This is a genomic window from Aeromonas sp. 600886 (genome assembly GCF_049174935.1).
GTDB classification, from domain to species: Bacteria; Pseudomonadota; Gammaproteobacteria; order Enterobacterales; family Aeromonadaceae; genus Aeromonas; species Aeromonas veronii_A.
In genome coordinates, this window is record NZ_JAAKUB010000009.1 from 60,329 (window position 1) to 77,780 (window position 17,452).

18 protein-coding genes are annotated in these 17,452 nt (G+C 58.5%); 9 read left to right on the forward strand and 9 right to left on the reverse strand.

Features of this window, described 5'->3' with window-relative positions; all coding sequences use genetic code 11:
• Positions 1-146: 146 nt before the first annotated feature.
• Positions 147-1,385 (forward strand): multifunctional CCA addition/repair protein, encoded by a 1,239-nt coding sequence (locus tag G5179_RS09160; RefSeq protein WP_421258234.1) that lies wholly within the window; start codon positions 147-149, stop codon positions 1,383-1,385.
• Positions 1,386-1,500: 115 nt separating this feature from the next.
• Here G5179_RS09160 and G5179_RS09165 read toward each other — a convergent pair whose 3' ends face one another.
• Together G5179_RS09165 and G5179_RS09170 are read right to left on the reverse strand one after the other, a co-directional pair.
• Entirely contained in the window at positions 1,501-3,099 is a 1,599-nt protein-coding gene (locus G5179_RS09165; protein ID WP_005335834.1) for a BCCT family transporter, read from the reverse strand.
• A gap of 9 nt (positions 3,100-3,108) precedes the next feature.
• Positions 3,109-3,636, reverse strand: coding sequence for a hypothetical protein (locus tag G5179_RS09170; protein WP_005335836.1), 528 nt, complete (start codon positions 3,634-3,636; stop codon positions 3,109-3,111).
• Positions 3,637-3,799: 163 nt separating this feature from the next.
• Between G5179_RS09170 and G5179_RS09175 the strand changes: the two genes are divergently transcribed.
• Complete coding sequence (locus tag G5179_RS09175; protein WP_216952087.1) at positions 3,800-4,279, forward strand: MarR family winged helix-turn-helix transcriptional regulator; 480 nt, start codon at positions 3,800-3,802, stop codon at positions 4,277-4,279.
• A gap of 71 nt (positions 4,280-4,350) precedes the next feature.
• On the opposite strand, the gene G5179_RS09180 is transcribed toward G5179_RS09175, so the two are convergent.
• On the reverse strand, positions 4,351-4,932 hold the full coding sequence (locus tag G5179_RS09180; RefSeq protein WP_421258235.1) for a YjaG family protein: 582 nt from the start codon (positions 4,930-4,932) through the stop codon (positions 4,351-4,353).
• 162 nt (positions 4,933-5,094) lie between these two features.
• On the opposite strand from G5179_RS09180, the gene G5179_RS09185 reads away from it, so the two are divergent.
• On the forward strand, positions 5,095-6,039 hold the full coding sequence (locus G5179_RS09185) for a D-2-hydroxyacid dehydrogenase (RefSeq protein ID WP_421258236.1): 945 nt from the start codon (positions 5,095-5,097) through the stop codon (positions 6,037-6,039).
• Between the two features lie 72 nt (positions 6,040-6,111).
• Here the strand turns inward: G5179_RS09185 and mepM are convergent, their stop codons facing one another.
• Positions 6,112-7,449 (reverse strand): murein DD-endopeptidase MepM, encoded by a 1,338-nt coding sequence (gene mepM, locus G5179_RS09190; RefSeq protein WP_216952090.1) that lies wholly within the window; start codon positions 7,447-7,449, stop codon positions 6,112-6,114.
• Positions 7,450-7,708: 259 nt separating this feature from the next.
• On the opposite strand from mepM, the gene G5179_RS09195 reads away from it, so the two are divergent.
• The gene (locus tag G5179_RS09195) at positions 7,709-9,007 is read left to right on the forward strand and encodes a LapD/MoxY N-terminal periplasmic domain-containing protein (RefSeq protein ID WP_421258237.1); all 1,299 of its coding nucleotides are present in this window, start codon (positions 7,709-7,711) and stop codon (positions 9,005-9,007) included.
• Positions 9,004-9,945, forward strand: a complete 942-nt coding sequence (locus G5179_RS09200; RefSeq protein WP_421258238.1) for a TAXI family TRAP transporter solute-binding subunit — start codon at positions 9,004-9,006, stop codon at positions 9,943-9,945. Before G5179_RS09195 ends, G5179_RS09200 begins: the two co-directional genes overlap by 4 nt.
• Here the strand turns inward: G5179_RS09200 and G5179_RS09205 are convergent.
• Complete coding sequence (locus tag G5179_RS09205; RefSeq protein WP_005335848.1) at positions 9,940-10,614, reverse strand: transglutaminase-like cysteine peptidase; 675 nt, start codon at positions 10,612-10,614, stop codon at positions 9,940-9,942. The two genes, G5179_RS09200 and G5179_RS09205, sit on opposite strands and share 6 nt — an antisense overlap.
• A gap of 67 nt (positions 10,615-10,681) precedes the next feature.
• On the reverse strand, positions 10,682-11,620 hold the full coding sequence (znuA, locus tag G5179_RS09210) for a zinc ABC transporter substrate-binding protein ZnuA (RefSeq protein WP_421258239.1): 939 nt from the start codon (positions 11,618-11,620) through the stop codon (positions 10,682-10,684).
• A gap of 93 nt (positions 11,621-11,713) precedes the next feature.
• On the opposite strand from znuA, the gene znuC reads away from it, so the two are divergent.
• Positions 11,714-12,490, forward strand: coding sequence for a zinc ABC transporter ATP-binding protein ZnuC (gene znuC, locus G5179_RS09215; RefSeq protein ID WP_216952093.1), 777 nt, complete (start codon positions 11,714-11,716; stop codon positions 12,488-12,490).
• Positions 12,491-12,511: 21 nt separating this feature from the next.
• Entirely contained in the window at positions 12,512-13,291 is a 780-nt protein-coding gene (gene znuB, locus G5179_RS09220; RefSeq protein ID WP_033115078.1) for a zinc ABC transporter permease subunit ZnuB, read from the forward strand.
• A gap of 7 nt (positions 13,292-13,298) precedes the next feature.
• Here znuB and G5179_RS09225 read toward each other — a convergent pair whose 3' ends face one another.
• Positions 13,299-14,189 carry a LysR substrate-binding domain-containing protein gene (locus G5179_RS09225; RefSeq protein ID WP_040067029.1) on the reverse strand — a complete coding sequence of 297 codons (891 nt, stop codon included), beginning with the start codon at positions 14,187-14,189 and terminating at the stop codon, positions 13,299-13,301.
• A 91-nt stretch (positions 14,190-14,280) separates the two neighbouring features.
• Here G5179_RS09225 and G5179_RS09230 point away from each other — a divergent pair, with 91 nt between their 5' ends.
• Positions 14,281-15,138: a DMT family transporter gene (locus tag G5179_RS09230; protein ID WP_005335858.1), complete on the forward strand. Its 858-nt coding sequence runs from the start codon at positions 14,281-14,283 to the stop codon at positions 15,136-15,138.
• Between the two features lie 3 nt (positions 15,139-15,141).
• On the opposite strand, the gene G5179_RS09235 is transcribed toward G5179_RS09230, so the two are convergent.
• Complete coding sequence (locus tag G5179_RS09235) at positions 15,142-15,729, reverse strand: uracil-DNA glycosylase family protein (RefSeq protein WP_421258240.1); 588 nt, start codon at positions 15,727-15,729, stop codon at positions 15,142-15,144.
• A gap of 99 nt (positions 15,730-15,828) precedes the next feature.
• Between G5179_RS09235 and rarD the strand changes: the two genes are divergently transcribed.
• Entirely contained in the window at positions 15,829-16,719 is an 891-nt protein-coding gene (gene rarD, locus G5179_RS09240; protein WP_216979526.1) for an EamA family transporter RarD, read from the forward strand.
• On the opposite strand, the gene G5179_RS09245 is transcribed toward rarD, so the two are convergent.
• Complete coding sequence (locus tag G5179_RS09245) at positions 16,701-17,435, reverse strand: substrate-binding periplasmic protein (protein ID WP_216952096.1); 735 nt, start codon at positions 17,433-17,435, stop codon at positions 16,701-16,703. The two genes, rarD and G5179_RS09245, sit on opposite strands and share 19 nt — an antisense overlap.
• Positions 17,436-17,452: the final 17 nt, after the last annotated feature.

The following is a 17,452-nucleotide window of genomic DNA, read 5'->3' on the forward strand; positions in this document are numbered from 1 at the left end:
CCAACTGTCTGGTGCGGCAGCGTAAGGCCTCGTCACGCCCAAGTCAAAGCCGCGCTGACTGGCGCTGCGGGCAGGTGGTGCTCAGGCAGCAAAACGGTAACAAAGACGATATACTCGGCCCCACGATTGATGACGGGAGAGACGGTTTGCAGACTTATCTGGTTGGGGGCGCAGTGCGGGATCGCCTGCTGGGATTACCGCAGGGCGACAGGGATCATCTGGTGGTCGGTGCCACCGTGGAACAGATGCTGGCGCTGGGTTTTACCCAGGTCGGTCGCGACTTTCCCGTGTTTCTTCACCCCAAAACCCAGCAGGAGTATGCCCTCGCCCGTACCGAACGCAAACAGGGTCAGGGCTACACCGGTTTTGTCTGCCACGCCGCCCCCGATGTGACGCTCGAGCAGGATCTGCTTCGCCGGGATCTCACCATCAACGCCATCGCCGAAGATGATCAGGGCCAACTCCACGATCCCTACGGTGGCATTGAGGATTTGGAAAAACGGCTGCTGCGCCACGTTTCCCCTGCCTTTGCCGAAGATCCGCTGCGCATCCTGCGGGTCGCCCGCTTCGCCGCCCGCTTCCACACTCAGGGCTTTACCATAGCGCCGGAAACCCTCGCCCTGATGAGCGAGATGACTGCCGCTGGCGAGCTGGCCCACCTCACGCCGGAGCGAGTCTGGAAGGAGCTGGAAAAAGTGCTGCTGGGGCCGACCCCGCAGATCTTTATCGAGGCGCTGCGTCAGTGCGGCGCCCTCAAGGCGCTCTTCCCCGAGATCGATGCCTTGTTTGGCGTGCCCGCCCCGGCCAAGTGGCATCCGGAGATCGATACCGGCATCCACACCCTGATGGTGCTGGAGCAGGCGTGCCGGATCTCCCCCGAGCTGACCGTCCGCTTTGCTGCCCTCTGCCACGACCTTGGCAAGGGAGTAACTCCCAAGGAGTTCTGGCCAAGCCATCACGGTCACGGCCAGAAGGGGCTGCCGCTTATTCGCGCCCTGTGCGAGCGATTCCGGGTACCCAATGAGTGCCGGGATCTGGCGCTGCTGGTGAGCGATCTGCATACCCACATCCACATCGCCTTTGAGCTCAAGCCAGCCACCCTGCTCAAGGTGTTCGACAAGGCCGATGCCTGGCGCCGCCCCGAGCGCTTTGCCCAGCTGCTGGATGCCTGCCGCGCCGACTTCCATGGCCGCACCGGTTTCGAGGAGCGGGTCTACGCCGAGCCGGACTATGTGGCCGAAGCACTGGCTGCCGCCCAGGCGGTGCCGGTGAAAGAGATAGTGGCGGCCGGTTACAAGGGAGAAGAGATTAAGGAGCAGCTCGCCAAAAAGCGCACTGATGCCATCAGCCGCATCAAGGATGAGTGGACCTTTATCGAAGAGTAACCTCGGCCCCATAACAGACGGCCGCCCTGATGAGCTCCGCAAGGAGAGCATCGCCAGGGCGGCCGTTTTGCATCCAGGTTTATATGTAAAGGGGCGCTAACCCCTGCTGGTGCTGTTATGCCGGACCAATTCGCTCCATCAGGCTCATATGGGATGAGCCATCGTGGCGCTTGAGGTTCTGGCGATACTCGAACTGGCGCTGGCTCTCCTGCTTGAGCCCCAGCATCAGCGAATAGCACATCGCCAGCATGATCACCGAGAAGGGCAGCGCCGCTATGATGCTGGCTGCCTGCAAGGCCGCCAGGCCGCCGGAGACCAGCAGGATGGCCGCAACCAGCCCCTGTCCCAGACCCCATACGGCGCGGTGCAGAACCGGCGGCTCCTGATCACCGATGGAGAGCAGAGTCGTGATGACCAGCGTACCCGAGTCACTGGAGGTGATGAAGTAGGTGCAGATGAGCAGGGTCAGCACAGCTTTGGCAATCCAGCCGAAGGTATCCCAGTGTAGCAGCTCGACCGTCTTGTAGAGCGCCAGCGTCACATCCTGATTGACCGCAGCGACCACGCCGCCGCCACCAAACAGCTCCAGATTCATCGCCGTGCCGCCAAACACGGTGAGCCAGAACATGCCGAGCAGCGAGGGTACCAGCAACACACCGAGCACAAACTCGCGGATAGTACGCCCCTTGGAAATGCGGGCGATAAACATGCCGACAAACGGCGCCCAGGCAATCCACCAACCCCAGTAAAACGCCGTCCAGCTCGACTGCCAGGCCGAAGTACCGTTGGCTTCGGTGTTGGTCCAGAAGCTCAGTTTGACGATGTTCTGCAGGTAATCACCGATATTCTGCACATAAGCGTTGAGGATATAGGTGGTCGGCCCCAGTACCAGAAAGAGTGCGAGCACGAACACGCTCAGCCAGATATTGAGCTCGGAGAGGATCTTCACCCCGCGCCCGACCCCGGAGACCGCCGAGAGGGTGGCGATCAGGCTGATACCGCCAATCAGCCAGAGCTGGTTGGACTGCGACACCGCCATACCAAACATCTGGTTGAGGCCGGTATTCATCTGGGAGACCCCCAGACCAAGGGAGGTCGCCACCCCGAACACGGTGCCGAACACCGCCAGCACATCGGCCGCATGGCCCCAAAAACCGTAAATCCGCTCGCCAAGGATGGGGTAAAGCACAGAGCGGATCGCCAGCGGCAACTTGCGCCGGTAGCTGAAAAAGGCAAGTGACAGGCCGACGATCACATAGATAGCCCAGGGGTGCAGACCCCAATGGAAAAAGGTGAGGCGCATGGCGATCTGGGCCGCTTCCGGGGTCATCCCTTCGGTAATGAACGGATTGCCCTGCAGATGGTTCATCGGCTCGGCGATGCTCCAGAACACCAGACCGATACCCATGCCTGCGCTAAAGAGCATGGAAAACCAGGCGAAGTAGCCGAACTCCGGTACCTGGTCGTCGTCACCCAGCCGGATGCTGCCAAAACGGCTGAACATCAGGTAGACAGCGAAGAACAGGAACAGGGCGACCACCAGAATGTAGTACCACTTGAACCCGGCAATAATCTGATCCTTGGCACCGACAAACCAGGCGGCCGCGGTATCGGGAACAAATACGCCAAACAGCAAAAACAGGGTGATCACGGTGAGGGCCGTCATGGCCATAGTGGGGTTGAGGCCTTTCAATAGCCCTTTGCTTGCTCGCATCCAGCCTCCTTAGTCGTTGTTGAAAAAGTCTTCGCCCACATGATCACCGGCACCGCCGATGGCACGATAGACCAGTTTGCCGGCCGCCTGTTCGCGGTGATCCACAAGCGAAACCGAGGGCTGGCCATTCACGGCGTGACGCTTGCCAAGGAAGATGGCCATGGGGACGCCCAGATTGGAGATACCGCTGGTGATCCAGAGGCGGTTGAAGTCGTAAGAGCCACCGATGAACTCCAGCTGTGCCAGGCCGGTATCTAGGCCAGTCAGATAGAAGTTCATGGCACTTTCGTCAGGAAAGAGGTGCACCAGCACATAGGCGTAGCGCAATTCGTTCACCAACTCCTTTAGGTTGAAAGTACCTGTCTCACTGCAAGAGAGGGGTAACTCACCATCATAGTGGTGTACCTTGAGGTTGTTGGGGTCTTCATCATAGGCAGGCTGATAGCGCACAAAAGCCGAGGTATCCGGCAGTTCATAGCGCACTCTGACCACACGTAACTCGGCCACCAGAGACTTGATATCCAGCTCGTCATTCATCATTTCGCTCCTCAAATGTCAGGGTGAATTCCGTGAAATGCCCGTCAACCTAACACAAAATTAATTAGAGCAGAAATCATTACAACAAAAACCATATTGACCTTGTGACGAATTAGGCGGAAAATTTTGCCCCTCTCCATAGCCTTCCAATGACGCACACCCCATGGAAAAACATGATGAAGTGCTGGTCGCCCTGCGCCAGATTATTCGTGCCATCGACATGCACTCCAGGCGCTTGATCAAAGAAGCCGGGCTCACCTCCCCGCAACTCTTGCTGCTCAAAGGGATCGACGAGCTGGGACAGATCTCCATGCGCCAGCTGGCCGATCACACCAACATGAGCCAGGCCACCGCCACCACCATCATGGACCGATTGGAGAGCCGCCAACTGGTGCAGCGAGTTCGCAGCAATACCGACAAGCGCAAGGTTCACGCGACACTGACTGACGCAGGCCGCGCCCTACTGGCTCAGGCCCCTACCCCGCTGCAAGAGCGCTTCATCCAGCGTTTTCAGGCGCTGGAAGCGTGGGAGCAGACCCTGCTGCTCTCCTCCCTGCAACGCATCTCCACCATGATGAATGCAGACGAAATCGACGCTGCCCCGGTGCTGAGCGTCAGACCCCTGACCGAAGAGCAAGCTTAAACAGCCACAGAATGACAGACATAAAAAAAGCTCCCGACCGGGAGCTTTTGTCTATCAGGCACCGGAGATAATTACTCTTCCAGGCTGATACCGATATTGGAGACACCATCCTGAGAGGCGAATGCTCTGATGGCCAGGATACGATCGCTGTCGCGCTCATGGGCAACCCGCTTGAGCAGCTCGACCTGAAACTCCAGCTCGGCTTCCATATATTCGTGCTCGTAGAGCTCCTCTTCGGTCAGATCCCGCTCTTCCATCATCTCGATAAAACCGGCTACGGTACCGACGGAGGCATGACTGGCATCGTTGGCCTCTTCCCCAACACGGCAGATCACCGAGTTGTAGGCACAGCCCAGCGCCACGCAGGCATCCAGCGCCGGATAGGCACCGTAGGATTCAAACTTGCGGGGATCCGGAATATGGGCTTCGAACTCTTCGAGAATGGCACCCAGATTGACCCGGGAACCCTTGACGGTCAGGTAGTTCCACATCTGATCCAGCGCGTGCCGGAAGGCATCTGCATTGCCAAAACCGGAAGCCTGGCTGAACAGGGCATAGTTGGGGTACATGCGCTCTGCCAGCGCCAGGGTGTAGACGGTCTGTTGCCAAGGCTGTAGCTCGGCCAGTCGCTTATAAAACTTGTCACCAAACACTGGAGTCGGATCCTTTGCAAAATGTGGGGCAGATTGTAGCCCACGAGGGGCGTGGCGAAAACGAAAAAGCGCCCTGGTCGGCTATGTTGCGCTGGCAACTCGGGTAAGATGGGACGAGAGCGGCATCTTGTCGCGCCGCAAATTCTGATAAGGAACAAGAGTATGAGCCAACGTACCCTTCTTTTGCTCAGCCAGGATAATGCTCACTACGAACGTCTGCTCAAGGCGGCCAACCTCCCTCATCTGCGCATTCTGCGGGCCGACAACCCGAGCGATGCCGAACAACTTATCGGCGAGGCCCATATTCTGCTGGCAGAGCCAGCCCGCGCCAAGCCACTGCTGCCCAAAGCCAACAAGCTGAGCTGGTTCCAGTCCACCTATGCCGGGGTCGACGTGCTGCTCGATCCGGACAGTCGTCGCAACTATCAGCTCACCAACGTGCGCGGCATCTTCGGCCCGCTGATGAGCGAGTATGTCTTTGGTCATCTGCTCAGTCTGACACGCCAACTTCCTCTCTATCGGGAACAACAAAGACAACGACTCTGGCAGAGTCACCCCTATCAGGGGCTCAAAGGGAAAACCATGCTGATCCTGGGTACCGGCAGCATTGGCCAGCATATCGCCCACACCGGCAAACATTTTGGTATGAAGGTGCTGGGCATCAGCCGCAGTGGTCGGGAGCGTGCCGGGTTTGACCAGGTTTATCAGCTGCCTGCGCTCAACAAGATGCTGGCGCAGGCCGATGTCATCGTCAGCGTGCTGCCTGCCACCCGCGATACCCGTCATCTCTTCAATGCCGCCCACTTCGAACACTGCAAACCGGGCGCCATCCTGTTCAACGTCGGTCGTGGCAGCGCTGTACACTCGGGCGATTTGCTCACCGCACTGCGTACCGGCAAGCTGGCAATGGCGGTGCTGGATGTATTCGAGCAGGAGCCGCTGCCCGCCGACAGTCCACTGTGGGGACAACCCAACCTCATCGTCACCCCCCACAACAGCGCCTACAGCTTTCCAGAGGATGTGGCCCAGATATTTGTACGCAACTACATTCGCTTTATCGATGGCCAGCCACTGGATGGCAAGATTGACTTCGACAAGGGTTACTGACCAACACTGCGCATGCAAAAAGGCCCCGCCAGTCTGGCGGGGCCTTTTCATTTCAGCTAGTGGCTACAGCGATTAACCGGCGGCCAGCTCCTTGCGGTAGCTCTTCACCTTGGCCAGGAACTGGCGACGCTCCTTGCCACTGAGCGGTTCAGCCATCGGTAGCTTGGCGGTCATGGCATTGACCGGACGGTTGTTGATCCGCAGCTCGTAATGCAAGTGAGCACCAGTCGAGCGACCGGTATTGCCGGAGAGGCCGATCTTGTCGCCCATCTTCACCCGCTGACCGGTTTTGACCAGCAACTTGCTCAGGTGCAGATAACGGGTAGAGAGGGTTCGACCGTGCTTGATGACGATATAGGTACCCGCCAGCGGGTGGCTGGTCGCCTTCTGGACCACACCGTCACCCGTGGCCAGTACCGGGGTACCCACCGGAACGGCAAAGTCGGTCCCCTCGTGGGGACGGATAGCACCAGTCACAGGATGCTTGCGCGCGGGGTTGAAGTTTGAGCTGATCCGGTAACGACTGTGGGTCGGATAACGGCGGAAACCACGCTCCAGGCTGTTGCCCTGACCATCGTAATAGTTGCCATCATCGGAGAGCCAGGCCGACACCGTCTTGCCCTGACTGATCATTTCCACACCCAGCAGCTGGCTGTTACCGGTGCTCTTGCCCTCGACTGTCTCCTGGCGTACCAACACCTTGAATTTATCGCCCTTTTTCAGATCCTGGGCAAAGTTCATCCGCCACTGGAACAGGTTGGCAATCTTCTGGATATGATTGGCAGGAATGCCAGCATTGCGGGCACTGACATAGAAACTGCCGTTGATCACGCCACTGTAACGCTGCGGCTGCCACTCGACCTTCTCGTTGATCATGGAGGCAGTATAAGCATCGTCACTGCGCGCCATCACCAGCGTCTGCTTGATGTTCAAGCGGATCTTGAGTTGTTGCAGAATGTTGTCCTGATCGATCAGCAGCTCTATGGTCTGGCCCGGTTTCAATCTGGCCAGATAGTTCTTGCTGTCCGCATCAAGTACCTTGTAGAGAGTAGTGGTAGAGAGTCCCAGATTGTTAAAAATGGCGGTCAGGTTCTCACCATTACGCACCCGGTAATCCTGCCACTGCGGTGCGGTATCAACAGGGATATCGTCCTCTGCCGCACTCTGATCAACCAGTTCGTGGTCGGGGATTTCGTTAAAATCGGTGTTGTTTTCGTTGGTTGCTGTACCGGCGGTATCAATGGGCAACTCAAGACGAAGAGGCCGCTCCAGGATATCCCCCGGCGCTGGCAGCAATGCCACTGCTGACAAGGTCATGGCCGTCAGCATCAGCATGGCGTAAAAATGTTTGCGGGGAACCGGTGGTTCCCAATTGGCAGCCTGTGCTACCAAGGGACGGAGACGTTTCATCCGCTATCCTGTATTTAGATCCAAGAGAGAGTATTGCGATGTCAGTTGTGACAAAACCGTATAAAACTGTTTTTTGGACAAAACAAATTACAAATAGTTCATCACAATCTGCATGAACCTCACATTTTATGCATAACACGCCCTGATGGGCAGAAATGATCGCCTTTTTTAACTATTTTTTCCTATTTTTAAGAGCCGGGTCGGACTCGATTCGGCATTAAAAATTCAAATGTTGCGATAATTTTTCCATGGAGTGGATATGACGTTATCAAAACTGTTGCGCTGGATAATCCTTGTACTGTTCCTGATTGGTGCAGTTATGTTGTTCGTTCTTGAAGTCTCCACAGTCCGCCAGTCAATCCTTGATCAGATGTCGGCCAATCTGGAGACCGCCATCACAGCCCTTGGACTGGTACTGCAAGGCACCCTGCTCAATGATGATCAGGTGCTGGCCGAAACCATCGTCAATGCCATGTTCGATGGCGGTTTCGTCAGCTCGGTCATGCTGGTGGATCCGGATGGTCAGGTGCTGTTTCAGAAGGTATTCCACTCTACCCAGCAGAATGTTCCCGGCTGGCTTCCCTCGGTTATCGGCATGCCCCCCGTCAAGATTGAGCAAGAGTTGACCGATGGCTGGCGCATGCTGGGCACTCTGACCCTTGAGGGACATAGCGGCTACGCCTATCAGCATCTGTGGAATGCCATCAGTCGCACCGGCATAGCCCTGCTGGCGGGGCTCGTCGTATTTACCCTGGTCATCTCTCTGGTCTGCAAGCGCCTGCTGCAACCACTGGAGCAGATCAATGTGCAGCTGATCCGGCTGCGCAAACACCAGTTCAACAGCACCCTGCCCACCCCTTGGTTACAAGACCTTAAAGAGGTGGCACTTTCCATCAACCAACTGGTCTCCGAACGCAAGCGGGACCTGCTGCAACAACGGCTCAAGATCACCCAACTGGGAAAACAGCTTGCCCCAACCATGCCACAGCCACTGCAAGGGCTAAGCCCGCTGCCAGAAGGCGGGCAACTGCAAAAATTTGTCTCCACACAAGGGGAAATCGCCCTCTATCAGCGTTTCTTGCCCAGCCAGCACCTCGGTGCCGACAGCGATCTCGCGACCATCCAGAGCGCCCTGCAACAGTGGCAGCACTCTCATATAGAGGGGATCTTGCTGCCCCTCTCCCTGCTCAATCACCCGCAATGGTCCGAAATCGCCCCTCTGCTAAGCCAGGGGCGAGGAAAAACACTGGATTGGCGCTGGGATGTAGCCACATTCCCCGCCCACGGCCAGTCTACCTTGGCTGCGTTGCAGGAACAGGGGTGTGAGCTCGCCTTCAGCGCCATTCCCCTCAATGCGGATACCTTCAATCAACTTGACCCGCTCAATCCCATTTTTATCAGCTGCCAGCTGACCGATGCACCGCTCTACTGGAATCTGCTCTCCCAGACCATGCATGCCGCTGGTTATACCCTGCTGGCAGAATCGGGAGAGTGTAACGACATCGACAAACTGCGGACCTGGGGTATCGATGGTTATGCCAAGGAGGCGCAATCATGAAAAAGCTCGCCATGCTGTTGCCCCTGCTGTGGCAACCCGGCCTGATGGCTAAAACCGTCACTATCACCACCGGGGGTGAGCAGGGGATTTATCACCAGATAACCAAAGAATTTTGCCGTCTGGCCCATGAGGTCGATGAGCAACTTGCATGCACATTGCAGAGCTCATCGGGTTCAATAGAAAACCTGAAGCGGCTGAAGAGTGGCGAGACCTCCTACGCCATGGTGCAGTCAGACTGGCTGTATCAGGCAAGCAAAGGCTTGGGCCCTTTTGCCACCCAGCCGCAACCTGAGCTGCGCGCCCTGTTTGCCACCCATGCCGAGCCCTTCACCATAGTGATCCGTGCCGATGGCGATATCACTTCACTGGAACAGCTCAAGCTCGCCCCCATCGACATGGGGTTGAAGAGCTCGGGAACCCGCCAGACGGCGCTGACCCTGTTCAACATCTTGGGAGCGAAAGAACAGGATCTCGATCTGAAGAGCATGGCCAACCTGCCGGATGCGCTCTGTAGCAAGCAGATCGATGCATTTGCACTGGTGATGGGACACCCTAACCGGATTGTGCTCGACACCGCCAAACGTTGTGCGGTCAGTTTCCTCCCCATCGATGGGGCCACCCGTGATCAGCTACTCAAAGGGGTCAAATATTACCAACGTAGTCAGGTGCCCGCCCGCATCTACCCCGGCAATCTGAAGGCGACCCCCACCTTTGCCATTGCCGCCACCCTGGTTACCAATGCCAGCATGCCGGAAGAGTCTGTCTATCGTCTGACCAAGGCCATGCTGACCCAGCAGACCAAGTTCAATGAGCAGACTTATGGCTACGCCAATATGTTTCACCGGGCACGCAATAAAACCGGCCCGGTGCTGAGTATTGAGCAGCATCCGGGCGCGGCGAAATATTTCGAGGAGCTGAAAGCGGCGGGCAAGCTATAGCTGACGGCGGGGAGAGCGCAGTTGCTCGCTCGAGAAACGGGTCTTCATCGATGTCCACTGCGCCAACCGATCGGCGCTCCCCGCCAGCGTCCCTTCCCGCCGTGACTTCATGATCCAGATGCTTTTGGCATCGAAACTGTAAACGGGAATGAGATCGGTACGCTTGCTGCCCGGCAGGATCCGGCTGTTGATGTTGTCGAGCACCAGTGGGTCAGCCTTGGGCGTAGGGAAGTAGAGCGTCACCATGTGGAACTGGTTGTAACGCACAGCCTTGACGTAGGCCAGCCGCAGCTTCTTCTCATCCACCCCCAGCTCCATCAAGGTGTAGTACTTGGAGATGCTGTAATCCTCGCAATCCCCACCCCGGGCACCGATGAACTCCAGCGGATTGGCCCAGTAATCCTCATCCCCCCACAGCTTGGGATCCTCGCTGTAGGTCAGATTGTTGAAGTAGTTGTTCACCAGCTCGATCTTCTGCTGGTCGGTTGTACCCGCTCTGGGGGTGAGCAGGCGAGAAAATGCCTCGGCCCGCTGGATGGCCCGGCCACCATACACTTCCTGCAGCTTGGCCCGCAGGTCCGGACTGGCAATATATTCGGAAAGACGCGAAGCCTGCACGTTGGCGCAACATAGCGCCAACGTGCAGGCCGGGATCAACAACCATTTCATACCGGACACTCCATGTCAGATGCTGGAGGTCAGTATAGTCCCTCCGGATGAGAGGCTCAGCTGCTAATCAGCGACACTGGGCGAATGCGTCTGCCAGTTGTTGCATGAATTGGGGATAACCATCTGGGCCGAGCGGTACCTGTTCACCCACCTCATCAAGCAACAGCACCTTGGCGCCGGTATTGCGTGCCACCGATTCGATCACAGCCGGTGAGAATTGCGGCTCGGCATAAACGCAGCTCGCCTGCTTATCTTCCAGTGCCTTGCGAATATCCACTAGCGTCTTGGCGCCCGGGCGACGCTCAGGGCTCACGGTAAAGTGACCCTTTGAACTCATGCCGTAGTGGCGCTCCCAGTAGCCATAAGCCTCGTGGAAGACAAAGTACCCCTTCTCATTCACTGCCTTCATCTGGCCGGCAATCACCTTGTCCTTGGCATCCACCTTGGCATCAAATGCCGCGAGGTTGGCGTCATAGCGAGCCTGATTGGCCGGATCCAGCTTGCCCAATTCACTTGCGATCGCCTTGGCAATCACCTTGGCCTGCGTCGGGCCAAGCCAGATATGGGGATCGACCCCTTCGTGATGATGTCCCTCATGCCCTTCATCATGATCATGGTTACCGTGCTCGTGGGCGGCATGATCGTGATCATCATGGTCATGGGAGTCATGACTATCCTGAGTCGCGTAGTTGAACAGCGGCATTCCCTCAACCTGAGTCAGGGCCAAAGCATGGGGATGATTGGCCAGCGGCTTGGCCATAAACCCTTCCAGCTCGGGGCCAACCCACACCACCAGCCCAGCACTGTTGATGCTGCGAATATCGGAGGGGCGCAGGGAGAAATCGTGGGGAGAGGCGCCGGTCGGCAACAATACCTTGGGCTCACTCACGCCGTCAGTGATCGCCGCAGCGATGAAGCCAAGGGGCTTGATGGTGGTCAGTACCTCAATGGCACGAACAGGCAAACTCACCGCCAGCAGGGCAGTGAAAAGCGCAATAATTCTCATTGGTGAATCTCGTCAGGGGGTGAGTATGTGATAATATAACAGCCGCTTTTTGTTATATTATAACTCTCACTGGCTGTAAACCCCGGAGTTGTCATGAGCCAACTGGTAGAGCTGAAAGAGGTCTCTCTCTCGTTTGATGGACGCTCTGTGCTCGACAAGGTCTCCTTTACCCTCAATAAAGGCAAAATCACCACGCTAGTCGGCCCCAACGGGGCAGGCAAGAGCACCCTGAGCAAGCTGGTGCTGGGTCTGCTCACCCCGGATTCGGGCAAGATCTCCCGCAGCCGCGACCTGAGAGTCGGCTATGTACCGCAGCGCCTCTATCTGGATCCCACCTTGCCGCTGACGGTGCGTCGCTTCCTGCAACTGGGCAAAAATAGCCGCCTCTCCATCGAGGAAGCTCTGGCCCGGGTGGGCGCAGAGGGATTGCTGGAAAACCGGATGCAAAAACTCTCCGGCGGTGAGATGCAGCGGGTGCTGCTGGCCCGCGCCCTGCTGGTCAAGCCCGAGCTGCTGGTACTGGACGAGCCGGTGCAAGGGGTCGATATCACCGGCCAGATAGAGCTCTATGCCCTGATCGGCCAGCTCGCCGCCGAGTTCAATTGCGCCGTGCTGATGGTCTCCCACGACCTGCATCTGGTGATGGCCAGCACCCACGAGGTGATCTGCCTCAATCGCCATGTCTGCTGTCATGGCGAGCCGGAAAGCGTGGCCCGCCACCCCGAATTTGCCCGTCTGTTCGGGCGACCGGAGCAGGAGGTGCTGGCTGTCTATACCCACCATCACCACTGCGACGGCGAACACCATCATCATGAACCGCAGGCCCCCGTCATCCGCCTGCCTTCTCGCAACAACGCTCACAGCAAATAGCGCAAGCAACAGGACATTCAAGTGGACAGCTTTCTGTTATACGCCCTCGCGGCCGGTCTCGGCATCGCCCTGCTGGCCGGCCCCCTCGGCAGCTTCGTGGTATGGCGCAAGATGGCCTATTTTGGCGACACCCTCTCCCACGCCTGCCTGTTCGGTATCGCGCTGGGCATCCTGCTGCAGGTCGATCTCACCCTGGCGGTGGTGGTCTGCTGCCTCGCCATGGCGATGCTGCTGGTGATCATGAGTCGCAACCAGCAGGTGGCAACTGATACCCTGCTCGGCATTCTGGCCCACAGCGCCCTGTCCCTCGGTCTGGTTACCTTGAGTTTTATGGATAACGTGCGGGTGGATCTGATGGCCTACCTGTTTGGCGACCTGCTCTCGGTACAACCGATGGATCTGCTCTGGATCTACGGCGGTGGCGCGCTGGTGCTGCTCACCCTGTGGCGGCTGTGGGATCCCCTGCTCTCCATGACCATCTCGGAAGAGCTGGCACGGGTAGAAGGGATCCGGGTCGACGTGTTGCGCTGCGTGCTGATGCTGCTGATCGGGCTGGTGATTGCCGTAGCGATGAAGTTTGTCGGGGCGCTGATCATCACCTCCCTGCTGATCATCCCTGCCGCCACCGCCCGCCGCTTTAGCCAGACACCGGAGCAGATGGCCGGCTTTGCCGCGCTGATTGGCTGTCTCGCCGTGCTGGGTGGATTGACCCTCTCCTGGTATCAAGATACTCCGGCAGGCCCCTCTGTCGTCGTCTGCGCCACCAGCCTGTTTGTCCTAAGCCAGTTCAAGAAAGCTTGATGCCGCGCTAGAGCGGCATGCTCTGGCGTGTCTCCATCATCAGCCACTGGCGCAACCGGCTGATGGCGGGCTCATGGGCCCGCGAGCGCTTGCAGGTAAAGTAGAAGGCATCCCCCGTCTCCAGCTGGTGTACCGGCAAGGCCACCAGCTGGGGATCATCGGGCCGCAGCATGTAATCATTCACGAATGCCACCCCCTGATCCCAGGCCGCCGCCTCCATCGCCAACAGCACATGGCTGAAGTGGTGCATCCGTGCCTCGTCCGGAATAACCAGCCCGCCGGCCTTGGCCCAGCGCTGCCAATCCTCCCCCCGCGCCTTGTAGATGGACTGCACCGACAGCAGCGGCAACTGCCAGATGGCCTCAGGCCACTCCCCGCTGATCTGCTGCAACAGGCGGCGACTACAGACCGGAAAGAGCCGCTCCTGATAGATAAGATCGTGGCAGTAGCCCCGTCCGTGGGGTGAGACTGTGATAAAGCAATCCGCCACCCGATCAGATAGCTCAGGATCTTCCGCCACCATCTCCAGACTCAAATCCAGCTCGGGGTAGAGCTGGCGCAATCCAGCCAACCGCGGGATCAGCCACTTAACCGCAAACGAGCTGTAGACCGCGAGGCGCAACCGCATCTCGCCGCCACCGCGCAGCTGTTCGCTGCTCTGGGCAATCTGGCTAAGCCCGGCAGCAATCCCTTCGAAGTAGCTCTCCCCCTGGGTTGTCAGCGAGAGCAACCGCCCCTGACGCAGCAGCAAGCGCTCACCCAGAAAATCCTCCAGCAGACGGATCTGGTGGCTGACCGCACTCTGGCTGACGTTCAGTTCCAGAGCGGCGCGGGAGAAGCTGAGCAGCCGGGCCACCACCTCGAAATATTGCACCGCACGCAGGGGAGGAAGCTTCATTATCTAAATATCTCATGAATGGTCATTTTTTATCATTTTACTGGATATCAACCGGCACGCTACCCTCCCCTCATCTGAAGTGGGAGGTGGTATGAATGCAGTAGGGATCGGCATCCTATATCTGGTGCTGGGCAATATGGTGGCGGTTTTTTCCGATGCGCTGGTCAAGGTGCTGGAGCCGGATCAGCCCATCTTCCAGTTTGTCTTTTTCCGCCAGCTCTCGGCCGCCATTCTGCTGATGCCCTGGCTGCTCTGGTCATGGCGCCGCAACCCGCCGGTGGCCATCAAGTGGCACCTGCTGCGGGCCCATATCTGGGCGGTCGGCGTCTGCTTGATGGTGGTGGCCCTCACCCGCTTGCCGCTCGCTACCGCCAATGCCCTCTTCTATGCAGCCCCCCTGATGATGGTGCCGCTGGCGGTGTGGATGGCGGGGGAAGCGATCTCGCGCCAGAAGGTGCTGACCGCAGTCATCGGATTTATCGGGGTTTTGATCGTGCTGCGCCCGACCGAGGTGAACTGGGCCGCTCTGGCGGCGCTTGGGGTGGCGCTGTCGATGGCGCTCAACAACCTGCTGATCAAGCGGATCCCGCTCAAGCAGCCCATCGCCCAGACCCTGTTTTTCACCAACGTGCTGAGCATGCCCTTCATTCTGGCGCTGGCACTGTGGGAAGGGGGCGACTGGCAGTGGCAGATGTGGTGGCCCGCCTTCGGATCTTCGGCGCTGATCATGGTCTATGCGGGATTGTGCGTGGTGGCCTATCGCAAGGCGGAGGCTAGCAAGATCGCCTCGGCGGAGTACACCGGTCTGCTGATGGCGGTGGCCATCGGGGTATGGTTGTTTGACGAGCAGCCGGGCCTGCCGCTGCTGCTGGGCTGTATCTGCATCGTCCTGCCACTTATCGCCATGGCGCGCAGCAAGCCAAAACCGCTGGCCGAGCCAGCGCTCTAATACTCAGGGTCTCCCCAGAAGCGGGGCGACCCTTTGCTGCAGATGGGGGACGATCTCCTGCCAGAACCAGGGATTCCTCCTGAGCCAGAGGGTATTGCGCGGGGAGGGATGCGGCAACGGCAGCCAGCCGGGGCCATAGTCGGCCCAGCAGCGCACCGTGTCGGTGAGTGACCCTTTGGCTGCCCCCCGCAGATAGTAGGCTTGTGAATATTGGCCGATCAGCAGGGTCAGTTCGATATTGGGCAACAGCATCAATACCTTGTCGTGCCAGGTGGGTGCACATTCGGGGCGCGGCGGCAGATCGCCGGATTTTCCCCTGCCGGGATAGCAGAACCCCATCGGCATGATGGCGATGCGGGATTCGTCGTAAAAGGTGGCCTTATCGACACCGAGCCAATGGCGCAGCCTGTCACCGGAAGGGTCATCCCACGGGATCCCGCTGGCATGCACCCGGGTGCCGGGCGCCTGACCGATGATCAGCAAGCGGGCACTCTCGGCCCCGCGGATCACCGGACGAGGCCCCAGCGGCAGATGAGCCTCGCACAGACGGCAGGCCCTGATTTGCTCAAACAACTTATCGATTCGCTGCATGACGTTGATAGTACCAGCATTTCCCTGTTTTCCCTCTTGTGGAAACAGGGCGCGCCCCCTACTATCGCCATGAGTGTTTAATTTAATAAACGGATAATAATGAAAAACTGGCTAGGTACCGGCACCGCGACCCTCTCCTTCATCCTGTGGGGGATGCTGCCGCTCTATTATCAATTCATGCCCGAGGTCAACATGTGGGAGCTGATCTCCCACCGGGTGCTCTGGTCTGTGGTGCTGCTGGGTGCCCTGTTTTTGCTGCTTGGCCACAAGGTGCCCTGGGCACAACTGCGCAGCGAGCCGCGCCAGCTCGGCCTCATTCTGCTGGCGGGCCCCGTGATGTCCATCAGCTGGTGCATGTTCACCTGGTGCCTCACTACCGGGCAAGTGCTGACCACCAGCCTCGCCTTCTTTATGACCCCGCTGTTCAATATCGTATTCGCCGTCATCTTCCTCAAAGAGCGACTCACCCCGCAAAAGCATCTGGCGGTCGCCCTGGCGCTGGCGGGGCTCGCCTACATGCTCTTCTGCTACGGCCAACTCCCCTGGTTCTCCCTCATCATGGGGGCCAACTTCGCCTGCTATGGCCTTATCAAGAAGAAGATCCACTACGACACCGGCACCAGCCTCTATCTGGAAGCCATGGTGCAACTGCCCGTCGCGCTGATCATCATCGGCACACTGGCGTGGCACGGGGAAGGGGCATTCGTGAACGGGGATTTGGCCGACAAGCTGCTGCTGATGGGCAGTGCGCCCGCTACTCTGCTGCCGGTGGGGTTGTTCTGCTACGCGGTGGCGAGAACCCGGATGAGCACGGTGGGGCTGCTGCAATATATCGAGCCCAGCCTCGCCTTCCTGCTCGCCATCTACTGGTTTGGTGAGGCGCCGGACCCCATCAAGGCGGTCGGTTTCGCCTTTGTCTGGGCAGGTCTGCTGGTGAGCCTGTTGCCGCTGCACCGACTCAAGCGCCGCCCTCAGGGCTTACCGCGATAGGACTCCAGCACCTTGTGCCAGCGGGGATCCTTGTCCATCTGCTCGGCGATGTCGTTGAGGGTGGCATGCAGCTCTGGGCGAGATTTGGGCAGCAGGATATGGCGGGTATAGCTGGATTGGGGGAATGGCGAGATAAACAGCTTGCCCTGATAGTGGTTTGAGTCGATGAAAAAGCCCAGCGCGGAGCCAGGCACCATGGTCACATCGATGCGGCCGCGCACCAGCAGCTCAAGATTGGTCTTCACCTTCTTGGCATCGTGACGCTCCAGCTCTCCCCTTGCTGCCGCATCGTCGATCCCCTGATAGCGGTAGCCCTCCACCCCGCCGAACACCAATCCCTTGAGGGAGTCGGGTCCGCGATAGGTGATCGGCTTGTCGATGTTCGAGATTAGCTCGTTGGTGTCGCGCATCACCGGAAAGGTCCAGAGATAACGCTCGCGATGGGGATCCCCTACCCAGGCGGGATTGACCCAGACCACCAGGCCATCAAAGTCGGGATCCGCCATCTCCAGCGCCAGCCGGGCGCGATTAACCAGCCAGAGCTCGATTCTGGGTTCCCCCCCCAACTTTTCATTGAGATACTTGACCAGCTCGCGGCTCAGTCCGGCATCCACTCCGGTATTGAAGGGCGGATGCTGATGGTAATCGTAGAGACGGATCGTCTCCCCCAGAGCCGGAACCGACAACAGTAACCACAACCAGAACCAGACTCTCATCGCACCTCCTTGCACTG

What these genes read in the sequence shown, in the direction of transcription:
- G5179_RS09165 (WP_005335834.1), bottom strand. Translation starts at nt 3,099, where the DNA reads ATGCGAGCAAGCAAAGGGCTATTGAAAGGCCTCAACCCCACTATGGCC.
- G5179_RS09170 (WP_005335836.1), bottom strand. Translation starts at nt 3,636, where the DNA reads ATGAATGACGAGCTGGATATCAAGTCTCTGGTGGCCGAGTTACGTGTG.
- G5179_RS09175 (WP_216952087.1), top strand. Translation starts at nt 3,800, where the DNA reads ATGGAAAAACATGATGAAGTGCTGGTCGCCCTGCGCCAGATTATTCGT.
- G5179_RS09185 (WP_421258236.1), top strand. Translation starts at nt 5,095, where the DNA reads ATGAGCCAACGTACCCTTCTTTTGCTCAGCCAGGATAATGCTCACTAC.
- mepM (WP_216952090.1), bottom strand. Translation starts at nt 7,449, where the DNA reads ATGAAACGTCTCCGTCCCTTGGTAGCACAGGCTGCCAATTGGGAACCA.
- G5179_RS09195 (WP_421258237.1), top strand. Translation starts at nt 7,709, where the DNA reads ATGACGTTATCAAAACTGTTGCGCTGGATAATCCTTGTACTGTTCCTG.
- G5179_RS09200 (WP_421258238.1), top strand. Translation starts at nt 9,004, where the DNA reads ATGAAAAAGCTCGCCATGCTGTTGCCCCTGCTGTGGCAACCCGGCCTG.
- G5179_RS09205 (WP_005335848.1), bottom strand. Translation starts at nt 10,614, where the DNA reads ATGAAATGGTTGTTGATCCCGGCCTGCACGTTGGCGCTATGTTGCGCC.
- znuA (WP_421258239.1), bottom strand. Translation starts at nt 11,620, where the DNA reads ATGAGAATTATTGCGCTTTTCACTGCCCTGCTGGCGGTGAGTTTGCCT.
- znuC (WP_216952093.1), top strand. Translation starts at nt 11,714, where the DNA reads ATGAGCCAACTGGTAGAGCTGAAAGAGGTCTCTCTCTCGTTTGATGGA.
- G5179_RS09225 (WP_040067029.1), bottom strand. Translation starts at nt 14,189, where the DNA reads ATGAAGCTTCCTCCCCTGCGTGCGGTGCAATATTTCGAGGTGGTGGCC.
- G5179_RS09230 (WP_005335858.1), top strand. Translation starts at nt 14,281, where the DNA reads ATGAATGCAGTAGGGATCGGCATCCTATATCTGGTGCTGGGCAATATG.
- G5179_RS09235 (WP_421258240.1), bottom strand. Translation starts at nt 15,729, where the DNA reads ATGCAGCGAATCGATAAGTTGTTTGAGCAAATCAGGGCCTGCCGTCTG.
- rarD (WP_216979526.1), top strand. Translation starts at nt 15,829, where the DNA reads ATGAAAAACTGGCTAGGTACCGGCACCGCGACCCTCTCCTTCATCCTG.
- G5179_RS09245 (WP_216952096.1), bottom strand. Translation starts at nt 17,435, where the DNA reads ATGAGAGTCTGGTTCTGGTTGTGGTTACTGTTGTCGGTTCCGGCTCTG.